Below are 23,355 nucleotides of genomic sequence, written 5' to 3'. Positions count from 1 at the left end.
GTTGAGGACGGGGTAGAAACACGGTGGCCGAACAACCGGATCAAAACCAACAGATCGTCATCAAGAAGGTCAAGAAGGGCCACGGTGGTCATCACGGTGGTGCCTGGAAGATTGCCTATGCCGATTTTGTGACCGCGATGATGGCGTTCTTCCTGCTCATGTGGCTGCTGGGCTCCATGGGAGAGGAAGAACTCAAGGGTATCTCGGAGTATTTCTCCAACCCGACCAAGGTGACACTTGAGGGTGGTAACAGCGCGGGCATGAGCGAAAGCCTGATCGATGGCGGTGGCGACGATCTCACCCGTGAGCAAGGCCAGGTACAGGCCGGCGACAAGCCGACCCCAGAAAAGCGGGACACGAGGTCGGAGGACAAGACGGCCGACCCGTCGGAAATGACCCAGGAAGAGATCCAGGAGCAGATCCAGGCGCTGGAACGTGAACAGATCGAAGAGCTCAAGGAACGCCTGGAGTCATTGATCGAGGTCGATCCCGCGCTCAAGGCCTACAAGGACCAGATAAAACTCGACATTACCCGCGATGGTCTGCGTATCCAGATCATCGACAAGGAAAACCGCCCGATGTTCGAGTTGGGATCCGATGACCTGCAGGGTTATGCCGACGAGATACTGCATTCGCTGGCACCGGTGTTAAACGATATGCCCAACCGCCTGTCGATCGAGGGTCATACCGACGCTCGTCCCTTCGGTCGGGAAGAGCGAAGCAACTGGGAGTTGTCCGCTGAACGTGCCAATTCGGCTCGTCGCTCACTGGCGGAGTATGGGTACCAGCAAGACAAGTTCCTGCAGGTTATTGGTATGGCGGACGCTTTGCCGTTCGTTGCCGAGGACCCGCTCGACCCGCAGAACCGTCGGATCTCGATGACGGTGATGAGGGAGTCTGCAACCCGCCGAATACTGGAACCCTCTCGAGAGGGCGGGGTGAATGTCGAGGATCTCCTTGATCGTCCGATGGGCGCCGCGGGCCAGGCGACCGGGGTGAGCGACACCCCCGATGCCGCCAGCCCGACCGACGCCGAAACCAGTCCGTAATCTCACCGTGCGTCGTCATCTGGCCCTGTTGATCGGGTTTGCCATTCTGGCACTCGCAATATTGGCGAGTCTCTTGATGTCGCGGGTCTGGATGCAGTGGCAGGGTGAAATGCCGGACGCGTGGCTAATCGCGTTGCTAGCCGGCGTGCTGGCCATGCTGATGGGGTGGCGCCTGTTGCCGCCGTGGTGGCGTGGCGTGCTGCTGGTGGCCCCGCTGGTCATGTGGGGTGGGTTACAGATCCATCCGGGCTGGTTCCTTGCCGCGGCCGTGATCCTGTTGCTGATTCAGTTCAACGCCATTCGCCACCGGGTGCCGCTATATCGCTCCGGGACGGCGGTGATCGAGGCATTGTCCGAGGAAATTCAACAACGCGGTCTTCGTCAACTGGCCGATGTGGGCTGCGGCGACGGCCACGTGATAGCGGCCTTGGCCAGACGTTTTCCCGAGACGCAATTTACCGGCTTTGAGACCGCGCCTTTGCTCTATTTGCTGGCTCGATGGCGCTGCCGTCACCTGTCGAATTGCCAGGTGATGTTCCGTGATTTTTGGCGCGTGTCATGGCGTGAACAGGATGCGGTATTCACCTTTCTTTCACCCGAACCGATGTTGCGGATCTGGCGCAAGTGTCAACGCGAGTTGCCCGAAGAGGGCGCCCTGTACTCGCTGGCCTTCGAGGTGCCTGGGGTCGAGGCCGAGTCCTTGATCGGTGCGGGGCGGTTCGACTTGTATCGTTATCCCCGACTGCCGCGGCAATCGACGATATCTGAACCCGAGTGAACGGCAACTCGCGATCGCCGGCTAGGGCGGCACTCGATCAACCAGAAACAGAAAAGCCGGCCACAATGGCCGGCTTTTCGTCATCTCCCGGAGGGCGTCTTAGTAACGCGAACCGAAACCACCGCGGTCGTTGGTACGCTCGCGCGGACGCGCTTCGTTGACACGAACGGTGCGGCCGTCCATGTCGGTATCGTTCAGCGCTTCGATGGCCTTCATGCCGGCGTCCTTGTCGGTCATCTCGACAAAGCCGAAGCCCTTGGAACGACCAGTGGCCATGTCCTTGATCACCTTGGCGGATTTGACTTCGCCGAAGGCTTCGAAGGCGGCCTGAAGGCCCTGATCATCCTGGGAGTAGGGCAGGTTGCCCACGTAAATATTGATCATCTCGAAAACAAACTCTCAAAACCGTGCTGATCTGGCGACCGGCCGGGGTGTTCAGCACGCATCCACCCCGGTCGGATGAAGGTAACGAACTCACCACACCAAGCTTGCGCCAGGCAGGGATCGGACCCTTCATCCGATTGACAGTAAACGATTCGGGCGCGAACGCAAGCAGTGTTTTCAGTGGATCTAATGGTGTGTGATTTTCCTGCGTCAGCCGCCTTTGGAGAGCCCCTTTGGAATGTTTGGGGTGCATCAGGTCCGCCGCTGGGCGGTTTCCGATGGTTAGACAGAAACGCGCAATCGTTCCACTATCGGTACCTTTGAATCAGGTATTTCCCCCTTTAAATCAGGGTGAGGGCGTTGCACGTGAGGCAAATCGCCCTCGATTTACTAAGCTCCGGTTCAAATTGCTTTTGCCCGCCCACTCTATGCCCCAGCTGAAAGGAGTCGATCTGTCACGCATGGACCCGATGGCATCCCCGGACAAATTGACTCCAGTGGTGGTCCGGTTTCGCCGGATGGTTTCCCGAATTGTGCCTCTGCTTTGTGGGCTTGCCGTTTTGCTGGCGTTTTCCTGCGCTCGGGCTGAGGCATCAACGCTTGTTGGTAGCTGGTGGGATCTCCAGGGTCAGAGTGTCACGGATGACCAGGCACTGGATCGCTTGCGTGATGCCCCCGTGATTCTCCTCGGCGAAGTTCATGATTCCCAGCCTATCCATCGGCGACAGATCGAGCTTCTTAATGCTTTAAACGCTCCGCTCGTGCTGGCCCTCGAACAACTCGATCAGGGCGGGGACGGCGAGATCGATCGTCTCAATGCCGAGAGCTTTGAAAACGGTCGAGCGCGAGCCCAAGCGGGTGGGTTCGATTTCGACGGCTGGGGGTGGGAACACTACGGCCCGTTGTTCGACTGGGCAACCGAACGCCGAGTGCCGCTCTGGCCACTGAACCTGTCGCGAGAGAAGGCCATGGCGGTGGCCATGGCAGACGGTGCCGGCTGGCGTGGCGAGTTGGATGCCGACGCGCGCGCATGGGTCGATGAAATTGCCCCGGAGCTGTCCCTGCCGACCGAGCAGCAGCGCGGTTTGGTCGAGGTCCTCGAGCAATCGCATTGTCAGGAGATACCGGCCGACATGTCCAGCCGCATGGTTCGGGCGCAGGTCGCACGCGACGTGTTGATGGCCAAGGCGATCATGGCCGCACGGGAAGCCTACCCCGACCGCCAGATCATTGCCGTGATGGGCAACCAGCACGCCCGGCTGGATCGGGGCGTTGGGTATTGGTTGGACCAGGTGGCGGAAAAGACACGTTTGGACGTCATGTCCGTCGGCATGGTGCCGATAAATCATTTGAGTGCCCCCCCCGGAACGGACGACGCGTTCGACCTACGATTGATCATGCCGGAAGTATCCCGGGAGGATCCTTGCGCGCCAGCCCGAGAACAAGAGCAACGAAACTGACGTCGGCAGAGCCCGAGAGAGTCAGATTCAGGGGCTTGCACCCCATGTTACGGTGGCCTCGGCCACAAAATAAAACGATCAGAGCCGTTGATAAACAACGATGAATGAGGGAAGTGACGATGAAGAAGAGTTTACTCGCAGCATCCGTGGCATTCGCCCTGGGGCTTCCAGTCAGTGGCATGGCTGAGTCTTCTTCAGGCGAGGAGGCCAGCGCATTTGACTTTGATTTTTATGGCTCCATCCGCATGCAGGGTGAATACGTCGATCCCGACGACAACTCGGTTGAAGACGATTATTTCGGCTTCCGGGATGCTTATTCCCGCATTGGAGCGAAGGCAAGCTACGACACCGGAGCCGTCACCTTCTTCGGCCACGTGGAGTCCGGCTTGGATCTAGCGAATTTTCGAGTTCAAGGCCCCTACGAGCAAAATGATACCGCTGCGCATGATGAGGGGCAGCTGTGGGATCACCTGCGGATAGCAAAGGTCGGCATATCCGGTGATTTTGGCACTCTGGCCTACGGTCAGGATTGGTTGCCTTACTACAACGCGATCGCTTACCCGGTGGATATGTTCTCCACCTATTACAGCGGCTTTGCAACCTATACGGCATTTCGTCGGAATAATACGCTTGCGTACTACAGCCCGGATTGGTCGGGTTTTTCGTTTTCCGGTGGATACAGTCATGAGGGCGGCAATCTGGACAGCGACGGCGATCCCGACGATCGTTACCAATTGACTGCCAGCTATACCCTCGGTGAGACAACGCTTTCCGCCGGCATGGATGATTTGGGTGGACCAGACGACACTCGCATTTACGGACTTTCACTGATGCACACCATCGAGAACGTGGGAGATGGTTCCATCTATGTCGGTGCCAAGGCTGAACGTTTTTCCAGTGACACGGATGACGGTTATGGCGAGGACGGTGATACCGCAGTCAATCTCTTCGCCTCGTATGCCATTGGCAAGCACACGTTTAAAGGCATGGTCGCGGATGTGCCGGAATATGGTGAAAACGTCTTCCACGCTGGCTACGACTACCAGTTGATGGAAGACCTGAAGGTGTTCGCTGAGTACTACTATGAAGAGGAAACCGCAGCCATCACGACTCGTCGCGGTGGCGCTTCGGATACTCTTTGGGCCGCAGATGGTGGGCAGACTGTATCGGTTGGCTTCCGTTATGACTTCTGATCATTAAGGAAATCCCGCTTACTTTAAATCAGCAATGATTCCTTACACATGAGCCGGTAGCCCTGAGTTGGGTCGCCGGCATTTTTTTTTGTCTGAGTCCACTGTCATAACGTGCTCACGGGTGCCAGACTTGCCCTGATAATTCTGAATCGTAGCGAGACGAGTGATGGAAGCGGAAGTCCAGGAAATCAGCGAACACTTGCGTCACTACCCGCCGTTCGACCGACTCGACCGGAAATGGCTGGACCAGATTGCCGCCCGCACGGACGTGGCCTATTACCGTGAAGGCTCGATGATTCAGGAGTACGGCGAGCCGATAGACACGCTGCGTTACATCCGTAGCGGGGCGGTCGAGGTCTATCGCCACAACGGCGAGTTGTACAACCGGATCGGGGAGGGCGATATCTTTGGTCACACCGGCCTCCTGCACAATCGCCGAGTGCGGTTCCCGGTTCGCGCCATCGAGGACACGCTGATTTACCTGATCCCGGCGGACGTCTTTGACCAGCTCTGCGAGGAAGACGACCAGTTTGCCGATTTTGTCGAGCTGTCTGGTCCTCGTCTCCAGGCCACGGTGGAACAGAACGAGCGCGAAAACGACCTGATGGTCAGCCGCGTTCGCCGCTTGCTGACCCGGGCTCCAGTAAACATCGAGGAAAATGCCTCAGTGCATGAGGCGGCACGGTTGATGACCGAGCATCACGTCTCGTCGATCCTGTTGCTGTCTCCGGCCGAGGAGGGGGACGAGCGTGCCTTTGCCGGTGAGGAACACGGCCATTGGCGGTTGACCGGCATCCTGACGGACCAGGACCTGCGCGGCCGGGTCCTGGCCGCCGGGTTGTCGGGAGAAACGCCGCTTGCCGAGATCAAGCATGATCGGCTGATAACTATCCAGTCGGACGAGTCGGTCTACGAGGCCATGCTCGCGATGTTGCGCAACAACGTTCACCACCTGCCGGTGCTACATCGGCGTCGCCCGGTGGGTGTGGTGCATCTGTCGGATATCGTGCGTTACGAAACGCACAGCAGCCTGTATCTGGTCAGCAACATCTTCAATCAGGGATCGGTCAAGGGCCTGGCCCGGTTGATGCCGGACGTGCGCGCTGCCTTCGTGCGGCTGGTGGATGACGGCGCAACTTCTCAAATGATTGGCCAGGCGATGTCCAGCATCGGCCGGAGTCTTATCCGGCGTCTGATCGAGCTGGCCGAGGCCGAGTTGGGTCCACCGCCGGTGCCCTATTGCTTCATGGTCAATGGCTCGATGGCGCGAAACGATCAGACCATCGCCACGGACCAGGACAACGCCCTGATCCTGGATGATTCCTTCGATCCCGAGCAGCACGATGCGTGGTTCGCTGCATTGGCCAAACGCGTGAGCGACGGCCTGCATGCCTGCGGTTATCCCTATTGCAGCGGCGGGATCATGGGCACCAACCAGAAGTGGCGCCAACCGCTGTCGGTGTGGCGGCGTTACTTCGAGGAGTGGATCGATAAGCCGGATCCGGAAAAACTGTTGCACAGCTCGATCTTCTTCGACCTCGAGGCCGTGCACGGGGAGGAGTGTTTCGTCGAGCAGCTACAGGATCTGATCGCGCAACGCGCCAGTCAAAGCCCGTTGTTTCTTGCCGCCCTGGCGCGCAATGCACTCAATCGCACGCCGCCGCTGGGCTTTTTCCGGACCTTCGTCATGGAAAAGGACGGGCAGCACAACAATTCCATCAATCTCAAACGGCGTGGCACGGCGCCGCTGGTGGACGTCATCCGTGTGCATGCCCTGGCGGTCGGTTCGCGTTCGCAGACTTCGTTCGATCGCCTCGACGATATCGTCCAGGCAAACTCGTTGCCGGCAGGCCAGGCCGACAAGCTGCGTTACGCGCTGGAGTTCATCTCGATGGTCCGCATCCGGCACCAGGCGCATGATCTCAAGCATCACCACGCGCCCGACAACAACATCGAACCGGAGAACGTGTCGGATGGCGAACGCCACAACCTCAAGGATGCCTTTCACGTGTTGAGCAACGCACAGAAATTCCTGAGGTTTCGTTACCCGATGCCCAGTCGCTGATCGTCCCCATGTCGAACCCACAACAAGAAGAATCCACCTGGCCCGCTTTCTTTGCCGACCAGTCCAAGCGTTGTCAGGATCCGGCGCTGCGGATGTTTTACGCGGCGGGGGTGCCGGCACCACAGTCTCCCATACGTGACGTGCCGCTGGTGGCATTGGATTTCGAGACCACCGGGATGGACGTCCATCGCCATGCCATCGTGTCGATCGGCCTGGTGCCATTCGACCTGACACGAATCCGCCCGTCGGCGGGGCGTTACTGGGTCGTCCGTCCGCAACGGCCGCTGGACGAGGCCTCGATCCGGTTCCATCGGATTACGCATGCCGAAGTCGCCCACGCACCGGATCTCGACGAGATCCTCGACGAGTTGCTGGCCGAACTGGCGGGCTGCCTCGTGGTCGTCCACTTTCGCGGGATCGAACGGCCGTTCCTGGATGCCGCCGTCCAGGCTCGTCGCGGTGAACGCTGCCTGTTTCCGTTGATCGACACCATGAGCATCGAGGCCCGTGAGGTGCGCCAAGGGGGATGGAACCGTCTCAAGGGGATGCTGCTGGGGGCGCGTACGTCGATCCGGCTGTCTGACACCCGGACACGCTACGGCTTGCCAACCTACTCGGCACACCACGCCAAGATTGACGCGCTGGCAACCGCCGAGCTGCTGCAGGCGCAGATCGCGAGGCACTATTCACCCGATACGCCCGTGAGTGAGCTTTGGGAATAACCTAGCGCGAGACTGAAATGATTTGTGCCTGAGCACGAAAAAAAGGCGGCCGATTGGCCGCCTTTCTGGTTTTGGGCTATGGATGACGGCCAGTTCCAGTTCGCCGTCAATAAGATCGGACCTCAGTCCATCATTTACCGCGGGGCTCGCTCATCAGTCCCTTGACGATGGCATAACAGCCCACCAGCAGGACCACCGTGAACGGCAGGCCCGCGGCGACGGCCGCGGACTGCAGTGCCGCGAGGCCGCCACCCACCAGCAGGGCGATCGCGATCGCGCCCTCGATCACGCCCCAGAACACACGCTGGGGTTTGGGGGCGTCGATCTTGCCGCCGGCGGTGATGGTGTCGATGACCAGCGAACCGGAATCCGACGAGGTCACGAAGAACACGATCACGAGCACGATGCCAATGAACGAGGTGATCTCGGCCAAGGGCAGCTGGCTCAGCACTTCGAAGAGCTGGACCGGCAGGTCGGAGTTCTTGGCGCCTTCAAAACCGTTCTTCAGCTGCTCGATGGCGGTGGTGCCGAAGGCGGTCATCCACAGCACCGACACGGTCGACGGCACGAGCAGCACGGCAGCCAGGAATTCACGCACCGTGCGACCGCGGGAGACCCGGGCAATGAACATGCCGACGAACGGCGACCAGCTGATCCACCAGGCCCAGTAGAACGTGGTCCAGCCCTGACTGAAGTTGGCGTCGTCGCGGGCGAACGGATTGGAAAGGAACGGCAGTTCGGTGACGTACGCGCCGAGGTTCTTGAAGAACCCGGTCGCGATCAGGAGCGTCGGGCCGACGAAGATCACGAACATCAGCAGCAGGAACGCCAGCACCATGTTGATCTCGGACAGCCGCTTCACGCCCTTGTCGACACCGGCCACGATGGACACGATGGCCACCGCGGTGATGCCGGTGATCAGCAGTACCAGCGTGGTCGTGCCGCCCGGTATGTCGAACAGGTGGCTCAGACCGGCGGATGCCTGCTGGGCACCAATGCCAAGCGAGGTCGCCAGGCCGAAGAGGGTCGCGAATACCGCCAGGATATCGATGAGATGGCCCGGCCAGCCCCAGATGCGCTCGCCCAGCAGCGGGTAGAAAATCGAGCGGACCGTCAGCGGCAGGCCCTTGTTGTAGGCGAAGATCGCCAGCGACAGCGCCACGATGGCGTAGATCGCCCACGGGTGCAGGCCCCAATGGAAGATCGTGGCGGCCATACTGAGGCTGTAGGCTGCCGCGGGATTGTCGGCGGCCGCACCCAGCGGTGCCCAATCGGTCCGCAGGCCGTCTTCGCCCACGCTTGTGCCACCCAGCGCGGTGCCGTAGTGGGTAAGCGGTTCGGAGACGCCGTAGAACATCAGGCCGATGCCCATGCCCGCGGCGAACAACATCGAGAACCAGCCGAGGTAGCTGAAGTCGGGCGTGGCGTTGGCCCCGCCGATGCGGATCTTGCCCAGTGGCGTGACGATCAGGACGAGGCTCAAGACGACGAAGATGTTGGCCGCCAGCAGGAAGAACCAGGTCATGTTGTTGTTGATCCAGTTCTTGGCGCCATCGAACCAGGCGGTCGACTGGTCGGGCAGGGCGAGCGTCAGCACGACGAACGCCAGGATGATCAGGGAGGAAAAGGCGAACACCGCGCCATGGATGTCGATGTTCACGCCCATCGGCGCGGCCTGGTAGTTGTCTTGCCCGATCTTGTAATCGGTATCGATTAGGTTTGCCGCCCCTTCGGGTGCGGGGACGCCGACCGATTCGCTATGCGTGTCCGGTGCGTTATCGGGTTTGTTGTCCACGTGTGTCTCTCCGTCGGTTTCTGGTTGACCAGGTCAGTTCGTTTGATCGTCGGGCGTTCAGGGCCGAACGAGGAAGACCGAGACGTTCGAGTGCGCGGCGACCTTGCTGCCGTTGGCCGGCATGATCGCGTCGATGTGGTGCGGCAGGTGCGTGCCCATCACCACCAGATCGGCGCCGACGTCGTCGATCGCCTTGAGCAGGATGTCGTCCAGGTCGGTCACCGGGTCGTGACTGTTGTAGACGCGAGCCGTCGGTGGTTGGCCGTTGTCCGGCGCGTGCTCCCGGGCGAAGGCCTGGAGCTTCTGCTCGTACTCCTCGGGGGTTCTGGCCACCGAGCTGGGCTGGGAGGTGGTGACACCCACGTAGCAGAGTTGGGCGTTGTAGTGGCGTGCCATGTCGGCTGCCACCGTTAACGGTTTCTCCAGCGCGTCGAGGTGCGCGAGATCCACCGGGACCATTATCGATTGGTACATGCGATCGGCTCCTCCTGGAATTCCCATGAGTGCAGGCCCAATGGCCTGTTTCATGAACGAGACGTTTAATGGCCGCCACTACCCTTAATTGATTCTCTTTCGGCAGAGCGGCCTTCAAGACACGCCCGAGTATAGGCACAGGCCACAAGCTCTGCGAACTCGGGGGTATTTCGTAACTGCCAGTGGACAGGGTAGCGGCCTTGTCAAATCTGTCCGCCATCAGGAAATACTAAATGCCAAAAAAATAGTATGGCTATTTGAAATGCCGTCCCGGCGGAGCCGCATGAAGCCTGCGGTTTTTTGATAATCAAACGTTTTATTTATCGATGCTGATCAAACGCCATAACGCTTGACCACTTGCCCGGTATTTTCGCTCGAATAGCGTCATGGGCGGCTCGTCGGCCGGGATGGTCTCGATATGACTGGCTCGCCCATGGAACGCCAAGGCCTGTGCCAGCTCCTCCAGGTAGATCCGCCAGTTGCTGCGTGACTCGATCCGGCCCCCCAGGGCGACGAAGGTGGGGAAAACCGGGTGGGCGTGAAATCGCCGCTTAAGATGTCGGGGCTTGGGTTCCGGGTTGGGATAGAGCAGGTAGTGGTGAACCGGTTCCCAGTTATGTTCGTGGGCCAGGCGCCAGAAATCGACCAGATCGGCCCGAATCAGCAGGCAGTTTGACGGGGTGTCCGCGCGTTGGCGCGATAACCGGTCGGCGGATCGGTCCACGCCCACGACCCAGTGATCCGGGTAGCGGTGAGCAAGCAGCCGGCTGCTGTCGCCCGTGCCGCAGCCCGAATCCAGTATCAATGGTCGCTCGATTGATGCCAGTCGGCCTGCAACGAAGTCGAAAGCCTCGCGGTTGTAAGCGGCGATCGGCTTTGCGAACGGTCGTTGTGCATGCCGGAGCAGCTGCCGTTCCAGGTCATCGTGCGGCGCCGTCTGGCTCGAGGTTACCTGCCGCGATGGAGTGTCCACCACTGCGGAGACACTGCCGGTCAGATTGGGCGTCGGCTCACCCGGTTCAGTCATCGGGGGTGGTCGCGGCAACCGGTTGGCGACGAACGCGGTCACTCAACAGGATACCCGCCCAGCGTGTCTGGGGGCTGGAGTCCAGCGCCAGCTTGGCGATCATGGTCAGCGGAACGGCAAGGAGCATTCCGATCGGCCCGAAGACCCAACCCCAGACCAGGAGCGAGATCAGCACGATTACCGGCGAAAGCCCGAGCGTGCGTCCGAGCAGACGGGGCTCGAGGATGCTGCCGATGGTGATGTTGACCACCAGGTACAACGTGCCGACCAGCAGGAGATCCAGCGGCGAGCCGCTGACTACCGTGACCAGCAGGGCGGGCACTGCGGCGATGAACGAGCCGATCGTGGGGATGAAGTTGAGCAGGCCGGCGAGAATGCCCCAGAGAATGGCGAAATCGATGCCTAGCCAACTCAAGCCAACGCCCACCAGCAGGCCGGTGAGCACACTGGCCCCGGTCTTGATCAACAGGTAGCGGTAGACCGAGCGCAGGAACCGACGCGTGCGTACGCGTGCCCGGCGGCGCCCCGGAAACGCCGCGGCCAGCTTGTGGGCCAGCGTACGCTCCTCGAGCAGCAGGAACATGAAGGCCAGCAGCACGAGCAAGGTGCTGGCCGTGAACTGGCCCAGACCCGTGGCGATGCCGGTGGCCGTGCCGGTGATGGTACTGGTCGCCGGCAACGGGATCTGGGCTGGCAGCAGTTCGGGCGGCGCGCCACGCTCGGCGAGCATCGTACGTATCTGTTCGAGCCAGCCGGCAAGCTTTGCCTGGTAGGCGGGTGCCTGATTGGCCAGACTCTCGGCCGCTCCCTGCAGGGCGAGAAAAAGCAGGAAGAAGGCGATGCCCACCAACGAGAACAGGAACAGGATCGATACCAGTCCCGGGACGCCATGACGCTGCATCCAGGCCATCGGTGGGGCGCTGATAATCGCGAGAAAGGCCGCCAGTAAAAACGGCGTCACGATATGGCTGACGGTCTTCAGCCCGGCCAGCAGGATGAACACGGCCGCTGCCCCCAGAAGCCAAGTCAGGGCGCTCGGTTTGTGCGTGTGGATGGCATCAGGGGTCATCGTGTCGCCTCCTCGGAGGCGGCGATGCCGTGTTGTTTGAGCAGCGGCTCGATGCTCGGCTCCCGTCCACGGAAGGCCTTGAATAGGGCCATCGGGTCCTCGCTGCCGCCGCGCTCGAGGATGTGGACGAGGAAATCCGATCCGGCGCGCTCGTTGAACACCCCGTCTTCCTCGAAGCGCGACCAGGCGTCTGCCGAGAGGACCTCGGCCCACTTATAGCTGTAGTAACCGGCGGCGTAGCCACCGGCGAAGATGTGCGCGAAACCGTGCTGGAAGCGGTTGTAGGCGGGGGGCTGGATCACGGACACCGACTGGCGCACCTGGTCGAGGGTGTCCTGGATGCGCGCACCGGTTGCCGGATCGAAGTCCTGGTGCAGGAGCAGGTCGAACAGCGAGAACTCCAGTTGGCGAACCATCTGCATACCGGCCTGGAACTGGCGCGCGGCACGCAGGCGATCGAACAACGCCGCCGGCAGCGGCTCGCCGGTATCAACGTGATGGGCGAACAGGTCGAGCGCCTCGCGTTCCCAGCACCAGTTCTCGAGAAACTGGCTGGGCAGTTCCACCGCATCCCAGGCGACCCCGCTGATGCCCGACACGCTGGCTGCATCCACCTGGGTCAGCAGGTGATGCAGGCCATGGCCGAACTCGTGGAAGAGTGTAGTTACCTCGTCGTGCGTCAACAGCGCGGGATCACCGCCCACCGGCGGGGTGAAATTGCAGGTAAGGAAGGCAGCTGGCTGCTGGATGCTCCCGTCCGGCAGCCGGCGCCGCTGGATCGCCCCCGCCATCCATGCGCCACCACGCTTGTGCGCCCGGGCGTACAGGTCGAGGTAGAAGCGACCACGTGGCTTGCCCTCGCGGTCCTCGATTTCAAAGAATCGCACGTCCGGGTGCCAGGTCGGCACGTCGTCGCGCTCGCGCACCTGGATGCCGAACAGGCGCCCGACCACGGTAAACAGTCCCTCGACGACCCGACCGGCGGGGAAGTAGGGCTTCAATTGCTCCTGGGAGATCGCGAAGCGGGCCTCGCGCAGCTTCTCGCCGTAGAAGGCCAGGTCCCAGGGCTGCAAGGATTCGGGACCGCCGACTTCCTCGGCGAAGGCCTGCAGGTCGGCCAGTTCCTGGCGAGCCTTGGGGACGGCCTGTTGGGCCAACTCCTGCAGGAATTCGAGCACCTCGGCCGGGTTGCCGGCCATCTTGGTTTCCAGCGAACGCTGGGCGTAATTGTCGAATCCGAGCAATTGCGCCAGTTCGTGGCGGATCTCCAGGATGCGATCCATGACCGGACCATTGTCCCATTGCCCGGCGTGCGGTCCGACCTCGGAGGCGCGCGTGACGAACGCCTCGTAGAGCGTCTCGCGCAGGTCGCGGTCCTCGGCATGGGTCATGACCGCGATGAAACTGGGCATCTCAAGGGTAATGCGCCAGCCCGGCCGGTCGGCGTTTTCGGCCGCCTGACGGAACAGGGCACGAGATGATTCCGGCAAACCGGCGAGGCGCGACTCGTCCTCGATGTCCAGCGACCAGGCGGTCGTGGCATCCAGCAGGTTGTTGGCAAAGCGCGTGCTCAATTGGGACAGCTGACTCTTGAGCGTCTTGAATCGCTCCTTTGCGGTCGGCTCCAGGTCAACCCCGGCGAGACGAAAGTCGCGGATCGCGTTTTCCACCACTCGGCGCTCGGCAACGGATAGCGTCTGGAAGTCGTCTCGCTCGCTGACCTCCCGGTAGGCCGCAAACAGGGCCTCGTTCTGCCCGAGGTCGGTCGAGTAGTCGGACAGCTTGGGCAGGCAGGCCTCGTAGGCCGCGCGCAGCTCCGGGGTGTTGACCACCGCATTGAGGTGGCTGACGGGGGACCAGGCACGATCGATCCGGTCTTCCAGTGCCTCCATCGGGGCGACGAAGTTCTCCCAGGTGAACGGAGCGCCCTGTTCCAGGCGCTCGGCAATGGCGGCCCGGTTCTCGCTGAGGATGCGATCGATGGCCGGTTCGACGTGGTCCGGCAGGATGCGATCGAAGGCCGGAAGCTCCGGGGTATCCAGCAAGGGATTGGACATGCGTGACTCTCGACGAATGATTTTGCGATTGGCCGCTCAGATTAGCATTTTTGCCCGATCGCCCGGCCGGTGCGTGGCATGTGGTGGGGGATGCGACTACGCTGAATGCGTTTGCGTGAATTCAATCAAGCCGTCTCCGTTGAAGGCCGAAACCGTTCCGTTCCACCGTTGGACCCGCTACCGAAATGAATCGTTGTTCTCGTCTGTCACGCGCCGTTTTTCACGCTCTGGGTTTGCTCATGGCGAGTGTGGTGTTCCTGCCCGGTTTCGCCGCGGCGGCCGAGGGTCCCCGCGTGGTGACCGAAACGGCCGAGCCGACCGAGATCATCGAGGTGGTGCCGCTTGATGGCACGGTCAGCAGCCTGCACACGGCGGCGCTGTCGGTGGAAATCGCCGGATTGGTCGATGCCGTCCTGGTCGAAACCGGCGACCGGATCACCGCCGGTACGCCCCTGTTCGAACTGGATGACGAACTCGAGCGTTTGTCCGTGACGAGCCTCGAGGCCGAGCGGCGTGAGGCGGTCGCGGCTCGTCAGGAAGCGGCTCGGCGTCTCGAGGAGGCGAGATCGGTCGGGGCCGGTCGCAATATCCCCGAGACCGAGGTTCAGGCCCGGGCCAGCGCGGTTCGGCAGGCGGAGGCACGGTTGGCGCGACTGACCGCGAATCTCGAAAGCGGCCGGGCGCGGCTGGATCGGCATCGCCTGGTTGCCCCGTTCGATGGCGTGGTGACCGAACGGCACGCGGAACGGGGTGAATGGGTCGATCCGGGAGAGGCATTGGTCAATCTGGTCGATCGAGATGCATTGCGCCTCGATTACCCCGTTCCTCAGCGGTATTACCCGCTGCTCGGCGAGAATGCGGTGCTCGATTATCGCGTCGATGGCTCGTCCATGGACTGGCGATCTGCCGAGATTGTGACCGTGGTGCCGGTCACCGATCCGACCTCGCGGACCTTCCTGCTGCGCGGCCAAGTGACCGGTGCCACAACGTTGCTGCCCGGCATGGCGGTGGAAGGACGTCTGCGGTTGCCAACCGGCCGCGAGGGGCTGACCGTCGCACGGGATGCCGTGCAGCGCTATCCGGACGGGCGTACCACGGTATGGGTGCTCGACGCCGACGCCGAAACCGAGCGGACGGTGGCCGAGCGGCAGGTCGAACTGGCCGAGGGCTTCGATGACCGCGTGGTCGTGACCAAGGGGCTTGATGCGGGCGCCCAAGTGATCGTGCGGGGTAACGAGGCGCTGGAAGCGGGCATGGAAGTGCGCATCGATGACCGCGATGCCGAGGGGGAGGCCGACTGATGTTCGCTGCGGTTGTCCGTCACGGCACGCTGGTCACGGTCGTCACTTTGATCATTGCCATCCTCGGGGCGGTCGCGGCGTTGCGGATTCCCGTCCAGATGATCCCGGATCTCGATGTCCGCACCATCACCGTCGAGACCCGCTGGCCGGGCGCGACGCCACAGGACATCGAGAAGGACATCCTGATCGAGCAGGAGCGCTACCTGCGCAACATCCCCGGCTTGGCGGAGCTCAATGCCACCGCCACCAGTGATGCGGCGGAGATCGAGCTGGAGTTTCCCTTCGGCACCGACATCACCGAGGCGCTGATCGAGGTCAACAATGCCCTGAGCCAGGTGCCCGATTACCCGCGCAACGTCGACGAGCCGCGCATCGCGGCCACGTCGTTTTCCTCCAATGCCTTCATGTACTTCCGGGTCGCGACGTTGCCGGATAACCCGCGCGGTCTGGACATCGATCTGATGCGTGACTTCGTCTACGACGAGGTTCGGCCGCGCATGGAAAGCGTGCCTGGGGTCTCGGAGATCACCATGCGTGGCGGCGCCGAGCGGCAGATGCAGATTCACGTCGACGAACGGCAGCTTGCGCGACGGGGACTGACCCTGATCGATCTGCGTGATGCCATTCGCGCCCGCAACCAGGACATTTCCGGCGGGGAGGTGGATGCGGGGAAACGACGGTATCTGTTGCGCACGGTGGGCCGTTTTGCCAGTGCCGAGGAGTTGGAACAGCTGGTGATCACCCGGCGTGGCGATGCGGTGATCCGCCTGGGTGACGTGGCCGAGGTCGAGCAGGGCGGCTCGCGTCAGCGTGCGCTGGCCTTCACCAATGGTCAGAAGGTCATCGGGTTGCAGGTACGGCGCGAGAGTGGCTCGAACGTCATCGATATCAAGTACGCGATGATCGAGGAGGTCGAGCGCATCAACGAGGAGGTGCTCGAGCCGGCCGGGATGGTCCTGGAACTCAACACCGACGACGCACGTTACGTGCAGGCCTCGGTCAAGAACGTCTGGACCAATCTGGGACTGGGTGCGGCGTTCGCCACCCTGGTGATGTTCCTGTTCCTGAGGTCGACCCGCGCGACCCTGGTCGGTGTGATCGGGATTCCATTGTGTGCCATCGCCGCGTTCCTCGGGCTGCTGGTAACCGGGCGGACCATCAACGTGATTTCGCTCGCCGGTGTCGCCTTCGCCATCGGCATGACCGTCGACAACAGCATCGTGGTGCTGGAGAACATCGAGCGATTGCGTCGTCGGGGCATGGCCCGACTGGAATCCGCGGTCGAGGGAGTGCGGGAAGTCTGGCCGGCGGTGCTGGCCTCGACGGCGACCACGGTATTGGTCTTCCTGCCGATCCTGTTTATCCAGGAAGAAGCGGGTCAGTTGTACTCGGACGTGGCCATTGCGATCGCCGCGGCGATCGTTGCCTCGATGCTGGTGGCGGTCATGCTGATCCCCACCCTGAGTGCGCATCTTGATTTCGGGCGCTCGGGGCGGGAGGGCGACTGGACGCCCGGTTGGGCGCGTGCGGTCGAGACCGGGGTGAAGGGGATGATCGGGTCACGGCCACGCCGCTGGTTGACCATGGCCGTGATGCTGGCGGGCAGTGTCTCAATCGTGGTGTTTCTCACCCCGCCGGCGGCATATCTTCCCGAGGGGGAGGAACCCAAGACTTTCGCGGTCATGAACGCCCCGCCGGGCTACAACCTCGACGAGATGGCCCGTATTGCGGAGGAGGTCGAGGCGCACCTGCTGCCGGCGGTGGACGCCGACCCCGGTGCTTTCGAGCGCGGCGACACACCGGTACCGCCGATCCGGAACCTGGTGATGCAGGTCCAGCCCACTCAGATCCGGGTGATCTCGGAGACGATTGATCCCGATCACATCGGACCGTTGATGGACGAGATCACCCGGTTCTACGAGCAGTACCCGGGGATGCGGGCATTTGCGGCCAAGGGATCGATCATCTCGAGCAACGATGGCGGCACCCGCAGCATCTCGCTGGATATCGCCGGATCCGATCTGGCCGATATCTACGAGGTCGCGAATCGTGCGTATGAACGGGCCGAAGTCATCTTCGACAACCCCCGCATTCAGACGCGACCGTCGACACTGGAACTCGCCCAGCCGCTGGTCGAGATCCGCCCCGACTGGGACCGGGCAGCAGAACTGGGGTTGAGCATGGAGGCGATCGGATTTTCGGTCTCCGCGCTCACCGAGGGCGCCTACGTCGACGACTTCTTCCTCGACGACGAGAAGATCGACATCTATCTCTACGGGGCGGGCGGGCGTGATCCGCGCCTGGCTCGACTCGACGAGATCCTGCTGAAAAGTTCGCAGGGAGCTAGCCTGCCGCTGTCATCGGTGGCTCGCATCGACACTCGGGTGGATACGAGCATTGTTCGACGGGTGGATGGCAAGCGGATGGTGACCCTGGACATCATCCCGCCGGGGTCTGTGGCCTTGGAAGCCGGGGTTGAGCGGGTGCGCGAGGAACTGGTTGGCGAGATGCGCGAGGCCGGCGAGATCCCAGCGGGTGTCAGCCTGTCGATCTCCGGGGCCTCCGACCAGCTCAATGCCACCCGCGAGGCCCTTTCCGGCAACTTTGTCATTGCTCTGGCGATCATCTATCTGTTGCTGGTGGCGATCTTCACGCACTGGCGCTACCCGTTGCTGATCATGACCGCCATTCCGCTAGGTATCGCCGGCGGGATTGCCGGGCTGGCGTTGATGAACCTGGTGGGCGGTCTGCTGCCGTTGATCGGTGTGAAGGCCATCAGTCAGCCGTTCGACATGATCACCATGCTCGGCTTTCTCATCCTGATGGGCACGGTGGTCAACAACCCCATCCTGCTGGTCGAGCAGGCGCGGCGGAGCTTCGCCGAGGGGCGTGATGCGGTTCAGGCGGTGATGGACGCCGTCGCGGTGCGATTGCGCCCGATCGTGATGACCACTCTCACGACCATCAGCGGACTTTCGCCGCTAGTGCTGATCCCGGGCGAGGGCACGGAGCTCTATCGCGGGGTTGGTGCGATCGTGATGTTCGGGTTGTTGGGCGCGGCGATCGTCACATTGACCTTCCTGCCGGCCCTGACGGCGAGCGTGCTCGGGATTGCCGAACACCGACGCGCGCGGATGGCTTGATCGAGGCTTGAGTAGGCACAAACAAAAAGCCCCGAGGGCGATGCCTCGGGGCTTTTCTGATCTGGTTGCGGGAGCAGGATTCGAACCTGCGACCTTCGGGTTATGAGCCCGACGAGCTACCGGACTGCTCCATCCCGCGTCTGGTATGGCGCGCATTTTACGCAGACCCGCGATGCTGTCAAGGGAAGATCGACACCAATCCGACTGCACTAAGCATGAAAAAAGCCCCGGGGCGAGGCCCCGGGGCTTTTCTGGATCTGGTTGCGGGAGCAGGATTCGAACCTGCGACCTTCGGGTTATGAGCCCGACGAGCTACCGGACTGCTCCATCCCGCGAGACGCATTATACACAATTCGGGGCCGACGTCACCAGTCCGTTACCCCGTCGTATCCATCACTTAACGCGGGTGCCCGGCGTGGCGCCCTCGTCGGGTGACAGGATGTGCAGATCCGAGCCGCCCGACCCCGCGGCGAGCACCATGCCCTCCGAGAGACCGAACTTCATTTTGCGCGGAGCGAGGTTGGCGACCATCACGGTGTGACGACCCACCAGGGTGGCCGGGTCGTAGGCGGCTTTGATGCCCGCGAACACCTGCCGAGGCTTTTCCTCGCCGATATCGAGCGACAGGCGTAGCAGTTTGTCCGCGCCCTCGACGTGGTCGGCCTCGAGGATCTTGGCGATCCGCAGGTCGACCGCGCCGAACTGCTGGATGTCGATGGTCTCGGCGATCGGCTCGATCTCGCGTTTCTCGGTCGTCTTCGGCGCGTTGTCGCCGGCCTTGGTCTTGGCCTCGTCGGCGGCGTCCTGCTTGGCCGCCTCGAGCAGGGCCTCGAGCGAGGATTCCTCGATCCGCTGCATCATCGGCTTGAACTTGTTGACCGGGTGGTCGAGCAACGGCTCGTTCAGTCCCTGCCAGGTCAATGCCTCGATATTGAGAAAATCCGCGGCCTTGGCAGCAAGCTTGGGCAGCACGGGCGAGAGATAGGTCATCAGCACGGCGAAGGCATTGATCCCATCGGTGCAGATCGACTGGACTTCGGCACGGGTCGCCTCGTCCTTGGCCAGCACCCAGGGCTTGCGCTCGTCGATGTACTGGTTGGCGCGGTCGGCCAGCGCCATGATCTCGCGCATCGCGGCCGAGTACTCGCGGCGCTCGTAGCGCTGGGCGATGCCCGCGGCCGCATCGGTCATCTCACGATGCAGTTCCGGGCGCTCAAGTGTCGCGGCCAGTCGGCCGTCGAAGTGCTTCTTGATAAAGCCCGCGCAGCGGCTGGCGATATTGACCACCTTGCCGACCAGGTCCGCGTTGACCCGGTAGCGGAAGTCCTCGAGGTTGAGGTCGATGTCGTCGATGCCCGAGCCGAGCTTGGCGGCGAAGTAGTAACGCAGGGCTTCCGGATCGAGGTGCTCGAGGTAGGTCTTGGCCTTGATGAAGGTGCCGCGCGACTTGCTCATCTTCTTGCCGTTCAGGGTGAGAAAGCCGTGGGCGTGGATCGCATCCGGTGTGCGCATGCCCGCGCCCATCAGCGTCGCCGGCCAGAACAGGGTGTGGAAGTAGGCGATGTCCTTGCCGATGAAGTGCACCAGCTCGGTGTCGGCTTGCCGGCCCCAGAACGCGTCGAAATCGAGCCCCTCGCGACGGGCCAGCTCGATGAACGAGCCGATGTAGCCGATCGGCGCGTCCAGCCAGACGTAGAAGAACTTGCCCGGGGCGCCCGGGATCTCGAAGCCGAAGTAGGGCGCGTCGCGCGAGATGTCCCAGGACTGCAGGCCCGATTCGAACCATTCGTTTAGCTTGGCCTTGATCGAGGGCTGCACCTGGGCTTCATCGAGCCAGGTCTTCAGGCGGTCGCCGATCTTGGGCAGGTCGAAGAAGTAGTGCTCGGAGTCGCGCTCGACCGGGGTGGTGCCCGAAAGCACCGATTTCGGGTGCTTCAGCTCGGTCGGCGAGTAGGTCGCCCCACAGGCCTCGCAGTTGTCACCGTACTGGTCGTCGGCGCCGCACTTCGGGCAGGTGCCCTTGATGAAGCGATCCGGCAGGAACATCTGCTCGGTCTCGTCGAAGGCCTGCTTGATCGTCTTGCGACTGATCAGCCCGGCCGCATCGAGCTTGCCGAAGATCTCCTCGGCCATCTTGCGGTTGTCGTCGGTATGCGTGCTGCCGAAGTTGTCGAAGCCGATACCGAACCCCTGGAAGTCCGCCTCGTGGAGCTGATGGATCTTCGCGATCAGTTCCTCGGGCGTGATGCCCTCCTGCTTGGCGCGCAGCATGATCGGTGTGCCGTGGGTGTCATCGGCGCAAACGTAGCGGCACTCGTTGCCGAACAGCTTCTGTGCACGCACCCAGATATCGGTCTGGATCGTCTCGATGATGTGCCCGAGGTGCAACGGACCGTTGGCGTAGGGCAGGGCAGAGGTGACGAGAATCCGGCGTTGTTTGTCCATGCGAGAGCGCTGTCTTGAAATGAGGGTTGTCGGACCGGTAGGCGGTGCCCCCGAGGGCCCGCCCCGGCGGCGGCATTGCTGACGATTGGTTATTCAGGGCGCGGCAGTTTAGCATGCAGCGACGTTGCCAGATTCTGGTGCCATGTCACCGAAAACCCGCCCCTTCTCGTCAGGACGCCCGAGTGCATGCGTATTGCGATTGTCGCCCCTGACCTCCCGGACGAGGTCATCCCTACCTTTCCCGCCCTGACCGATGCGGTCCGCGCCCGGCCGGGACTCAAGTTCAGCGTGATTACCGGCCCAGAGGCGGCCGGCTGGTTCCGCCGTCACCCGGATGTCGACGAGGTCGTGGTGTTCGACGGTACGGCGTTGCTCGCATCGGGCTGGACGCCGGCGGGATGGCGCGCGAGTCGTGCTTGGAAAGACACCTTGCGAGCGCACCCGCAACTGGAGCAGGTCGAGTACGTGATCGACCCGTTCGGTCGCCCCGAAACCCTGGCGATGGCAAAGCGCGTCCCCGCCACCTCAGTGGGTATCGCCCGACCGACCAAGGGGCGACTGCCGAGACGGCAACCCTACGATTCACAATACCCGGTGCCGGATGACCTGCATCGGGTGCAGGCCGTGCGCGTGCTGTTCGCCGCGGTACTCGAATATTCGCTGCACGATCTCAACCCGGATTACGGGCTGTCGATCGAGGCCGAGCCGGTGGTCACGGACCTGTTGGTCGACACCGGTTGTCTGCCTTTCGAGGAGGCGGGCATCGACTTGATCCGACGGCGCCTCGGCGAAACCGGGGTGAGCCTGGATGACGTTTCGGCTCATCCCCCCGGCGATATGGATGAGTGGCAACGCCGGCTGACGCAGAGCCGGTACGTGCTGGTCGGGAACAATCGTTGCGGCTGGCTCGCGGCCGCACTCGGCATCCCCGGGGTCTGCGTCTGTCGTGATGGCGAGGCCAAGCATGAGGGCGTGATCACCACACGGCGCTCGCGGCAGAAGTTGATCAACGTCGATCATCCGCCGATGAACCAGCCGGAGATCGTGGTGGAATCGATCATCCAGGTCATCACGCAAGGCAAGGCGCCGATCGAGCTGCCGGAAGAGCCGTCGTCCAGCCCGGAAGGCGTCGAGGTCACACCCGAACGCCCATGAAATCGACCAGCATGGGGACCGAGACACAGACGGGTGCTGCCGAACGGCCGGCCTTTGAATGGGTCGACGATGCCTCCCTGCCGAACACCCTTCGGTTGCCGGCCAAGGCCGAGCGCATGCTCGTGCTCAATGACGTCTCCGAGGCCACACTGGCCACGCCCCAGGTGGCCGGCTGGCTGGCCGATCCCGACACCCGGGTCGCCGCCGGCGGCTCGAACGTTGTCTTCGCCACGCCACGAATCGCTAAAGCCGCGATCGTCACCGCGACCGATTGGTCGGCCGTGCCCACGGATGCCAGCGCGATCGAGTTGTCCGTGGAGGCGGGCATGGGATTGGACGCGCTTGTGCGGGCCACCGCCGGGCGCGGCTGGTTCGGACTGGAGGCGCTTGCCGAAATACCCGGCACGGTCGGTGCGGCCCCGATGCAGAACGTCGGGGCGTACGGAACGGAAATCGCCGACCGGACGCGTTGGGTCGAGGTGTGGGATCGCCAGGAACGACGCATCGAACGATTCGCTCGTAACGCCTGTGACTTTTCCTATCGCAGCAGTCGCTTCAAGCGCGAACCGGACCGCTGGCTGATCCTGAGGGTCGGGCTGCGCCTGTCGGCAACGCCACCGGCTGACTGGCCGCCCGTGGCCTATCCGGGGGTGGACAAGGCCGTTGCCGACTGGAGTGCACGGACCGGCCGGGCGCGCTCGGCGATGTCACCGGCGGAGTACGCGGATGTGATCACCACGGTTCGCCTGGCCAAGCTGCCCGACTGGCGCGGTGGGTGGCCCGGCAGTGCCGGCAGTTTCTTTCACAACCCGATCGTAACGCCGGAAGTGGCCGCGCGCTTGTCGCGGCGCTGGCCGGACATGCCGCGTTTCGATGCCCCGGGTGGGGTGAAGATCCCCGCTGGGTGGTTGATCGAAACGGCGGGCCTGAAGGGTCGTCGCGAGGGAGCGGTAGCCGTGTCATCACGGCATGCGTTGGTGCTCGAGCACCACGGTGGGGCGAGCGGCGCGGAGTTTCTCCGTTTTGCCGAGTCGGTGCGTGACCGGGTAGAAGACGAGACGGGTGTTCGTCTGGTGGTCGAGCCGGAGTGTGTCACCGATCGATAGGAGTTCTCCATGATGTTGACAAGGCCGAGGCGTGTAAGCCGGGTGACATGGAGATCATGCCGCCGCATACCACCGGGGAGGCGCAAAAGCGCCTGAGCGAGGGCTACGAGTGCAACGACTGGTACTTCTCGA

At 62.6% G+C, this 23,355-nt stretch carries 17 protein-coding genes and 2 tRNA genes; 10 read left to right on the top strand and 9 right to left on the bottom strand.

Translation table 11 applies throughout. From position 1 onward, the window contains the following. The first annotated feature begins 23 nt into the window (after window positions 1-23). A complete protein-coding gene (motB, locus tag VWP12_RS08505; RefSeq protein WP_410473766.1) occupies window positions 24-1,049 on the top strand; it encodes a flagellar motor protein MotB in 1,026 nt (341 codons plus the stop codon). 76 nt (window positions 1,050-1,125) lie between these two features. Continuing rightward, window positions 1,126-1,827 carry a class I SAM-dependent methyltransferase gene (locus tag VWP12_RS08500; RefSeq protein WP_410473765.1) on the top strand — a complete coding sequence of 234 codons (702 nt, stop codon included), beginning with the start codon at window positions 1,126-1,128 and terminating at the stop codon, window positions 1,825-1,827. 99 nt (window positions 1,828-1,926) lie between these two features. On the opposite strand, the gene VWP12_RS08495 is transcribed toward VWP12_RS08500, so the two are convergent. Then, the gene (locus tag VWP12_RS08495; RefSeq protein ID WP_125198966.1) at window positions 1,927-2,211 is read right to left on the bottom strand and encodes an RNA recognition motif domain-containing protein; all 285 of its coding nucleotides are present in this window, start codon (window positions 2,209-2,211) and stop codon (window positions 1,927-1,929) included. A gap of 461 nt (window positions 2,212-2,672) precedes the next feature. On the opposite strand from VWP12_RS08495, the gene VWP12_RS08490 reads away from it, so the two are divergent. The 4 genes from VWP12_RS08490 to VWP12_RS08475 all read left to right on the top strand — a co-directional run bounded on the left by VWP12_RS08490 (window position 2,673) and on the right by VWP12_RS08475 (window position 7,651). After that, window positions 2,673-3,671 (top strand): ChaN family lipoprotein, encoded by a 999-nt coding sequence (locus VWP12_RS08490; RefSeq protein ID WP_410473764.1) that lies wholly within the window; start codon window positions 2,673-2,675, stop codon window positions 3,669-3,671. A gap of 119 nt (window positions 3,672-3,790) precedes the next feature. Then, on the top strand, window positions 3,791-4,864 hold the full coding sequence (locus tag VWP12_RS08485; protein WP_410473763.1) for a porin: 1,074 nt from the start codon (window positions 3,791-3,793) through the stop codon (window positions 4,862-4,864). A gap of 166 nt (window positions 4,865-5,030) precedes the next feature. After that, a complete protein-coding gene (locus VWP12_RS08480) occupies window positions 5,031-6,929 on the top strand; it encodes a DUF294 nucleotidyltransferase-like domain-containing protein (protein ID WP_410473762.1) in 1,899 nt (632 codons plus the stop codon). Window positions 6,930-6,937: 8 nt separating this feature from the next. Beyond that, window positions 6,938-7,651, top strand: a complete 714-nt coding sequence (locus VWP12_RS08475; RefSeq protein WP_125198963.1) for a 3'-5' exonuclease — start codon at window positions 6,938-6,940, stop codon at window positions 7,649-7,651. A gap of 130 nt (window positions 7,652-7,781) precedes the next feature. Here VWP12_RS08475 and VWP12_RS08470 read toward each other — a convergent pair whose 3' ends face one another. The 5 genes from VWP12_RS08470 to prlC form a co-directional block, all read right to left on the bottom strand. After that, entirely contained in the window at window positions 7,782-9,446 is a 1,665-nt protein-coding gene (locus tag VWP12_RS08470; RefSeq protein ID WP_410473761.1) for a BCCT family transporter, read from the bottom strand. A 57-nt stretch (window positions 9,447-9,503) separates the two neighbouring features. Further along, the gene (locus tag VWP12_RS08465) at window positions 9,504-9,920 is read right to left on the bottom strand and encodes a universal stress protein (protein ID WP_410473760.1); all 417 of its coding nucleotides are present in this window, start codon (window positions 9,918-9,920) and stop codon (window positions 9,504-9,506) included. 316 nt (window positions 9,921-10,236) lie between these two features. Beyond that, window positions 10,237-10,947, bottom strand: a complete 711-nt coding sequence (gene trmB / locus VWP12_RS08460; protein WP_410473759.1) for a tRNA (guanine(46)-N(7))-methyltransferase TrmB — start codon at window positions 10,945-10,947, stop codon at window positions 10,237-10,239. After that, the gene (locus VWP12_RS08455) at window positions 10,940-12,016 is read right to left on the bottom strand and encodes an AI-2E family transporter (RefSeq protein WP_410473758.1); all 1,077 of its coding nucleotides are present in this window, start codon (window positions 12,014-12,016) and stop codon (window positions 10,940-10,942) included. Before VWP12_RS08455 ends, trmB begins: the two co-directional genes overlap by 8 nt. Continuing rightward, entirely contained in the window at window positions 12,013-14,073 is a 2,061-nt protein-coding gene (gene prlC / locus VWP12_RS08450; RefSeq protein WP_410473757.1) for an oligopeptidase A, read from the bottom strand. Before prlC ends, VWP12_RS08455 begins: the two co-directional genes overlap by 4 nt. Before the next feature lie 239 nt (window positions 14,074-14,312). Between prlC and VWP12_RS08445 the strand changes: the two genes are divergently transcribed. Continuing rightward, on the top strand, window positions 14,313-15,374 hold the full coding sequence (locus VWP12_RS08445; RefSeq protein WP_410473756.1) for an efflux RND transporter periplasmic adaptor subunit: 1,062 nt from the start codon (window positions 14,313-14,315) through the stop codon (window positions 15,372-15,374). Continuing rightward, complete coding sequence (locus tag VWP12_RS08440) at window positions 15,374-18,517, top strand: efflux RND transporter permease subunit (RefSeq protein ID WP_410473755.1); 3,144 nt, start codon at window positions 15,374-15,376, stop codon at window positions 18,515-18,517. Before VWP12_RS08445 ends, VWP12_RS08440 begins: the two co-directional genes overlap by 1 nt. A 62-nt stretch (window positions 18,518-18,579) precedes the next feature. Here the strand turns inward: VWP12_RS08440 and VWP12_RS08435 are convergent. The 3 genes from VWP12_RS08435 to metG all read right to left on the bottom strand — a co-directional run bounded on the left by VWP12_RS08435 (window position 18,580) and on the right by metG (window position 20,962). Next, window positions 18,580-18,656: transfer RNA gene (locus VWP12_RS08435), tRNA-Met, on the bottom strand. A gap of 119 nt (window positions 18,657-18,775) precedes the next feature. Beyond that, window positions 18,776-18,852 (bottom strand) — tRNA-Met (locus VWP12_RS08430). A gap of 58 nt (window positions 18,853-18,910) precedes the next feature. Then, complete coding sequence (gene metG, locus VWP12_RS08425) at window positions 18,911-20,962, bottom strand: methionine--tRNA ligase (protein WP_410473754.1); 2,052 nt, start codon at window positions 20,960-20,962, stop codon at window positions 18,911-18,913. A 186-nt stretch (window positions 20,963-21,148) separates the two neighbouring features. Here metG and VWP12_RS08420 point away from each other — a divergent pair, with 186 nt between their 5' ends. Together VWP12_RS08420 and VWP12_RS08415 are read left to right on the top strand one after the other, a co-directional pair. After that, window positions 21,149-22,117, top strand: a complete 969-nt coding sequence (locus VWP12_RS08420; protein WP_410473753.1) for a glycosyltransferase family 9 protein — start codon at window positions 21,149-21,151, stop codon at window positions 22,115-22,117. Then, window positions 22,114-23,223: an FAD-binding protein gene (locus VWP12_RS08415; RefSeq protein WP_410473752.1), complete on the top strand. Its 1,110-nt coding sequence runs from the start codon at window positions 22,114-22,116 to the stop codon at window positions 23,221-23,223. The genes VWP12_RS08420 and VWP12_RS08415 overlap by 4 nt, the downstream gene beginning before the upstream one ends. The last annotated feature ends 132 nt before the right edge of the window (window positions 23,224-23,355 follow it).

The organism is Guyparkeria sp. TX1, from assembly GCF_046523965.1.
Classification (GTDB): domain Bacteria; phylum Pseudomonadota; class Gammaproteobacteria; order Halothiobacillales; family Halothiobacillaceae; genus Guyparkeria.
Note: the sequence above shows the minus strand (reverse complement) of the source record. Positions and strands in the feature narration are given on the sequence as shown.